Annotated in this window: 1 protein-coding gene and 1 pseudogene; both read left to right on the forward strand. The window is 66.8% G+C overall.

What is annotated here, in order from left to right; genetic code table 11:
- Positions 1 to 250: UDP-2,3-diacylglucosamine diphosphatase LpxI (gene lpxI / locus EOA38_RS38710; RefSeq protein ID WP_127301696.1), on the forward strand; the 250-nt coding region annotated here is incomplete at its 5' end.
- Positions 240 to 431, forward strand: a pseudogene (locus EOA38_RS38715) (lipid-A-disaccharide synthase); the annotation flags it as partial. The gene lpxI and the pseudogene EOA38_RS38715, both read left to right, overlap by 11 nt.

Raw genomic sequence — 431 nt, forward strand, 5'->3', positions numbered from 1 at the left:
CGGCAGGCTCGCCGGAAAGACGCGCGGCGTCCTCGTCAAATGCGCCAAGCCTGGTCAGGAATTGCGCGCCGACTTGCCTTCGATAGGCCCGCAGACGGTCGAGGCCGCGCATGCCGCCGGCTTGGCCGGCATCGCCGTCGAGGCGGGTCGCTCGCTCATTCTCGAGGGTCCGACGACATTGTCGCGAGCCAACGCACTGGGCCTCTTCATCATTGGGTTGCCCGTGGCGGAGTCGGCTGATGGCAGGTGAGAGGCCGCTCAAGATCGCCATCGTCGCCGGCGAGGAATCAGGCGACCTGCTCGGTGCCGACATCGTGCGCGCGCTCTGGAAGATCACCGGCCGAGATATCCAGCTTGTCGGCATTGGCGGCCGGCATCTGCAGGAATTGGGGCTGACGCCGCTCTTCGACGGCAGCGAGATCGCGCTGATG

Origin of the sequence: Mesorhizobium sp. M1E.F.Ca.ET.041.01.1.1 (assembly GCF_003997355.1) — a bacterium.
Lineage (GTDB): Bacteria > Pseudomonadota > Alphaproteobacteria > Rhizobiales > Rhizobiaceae > Mesorhizobium.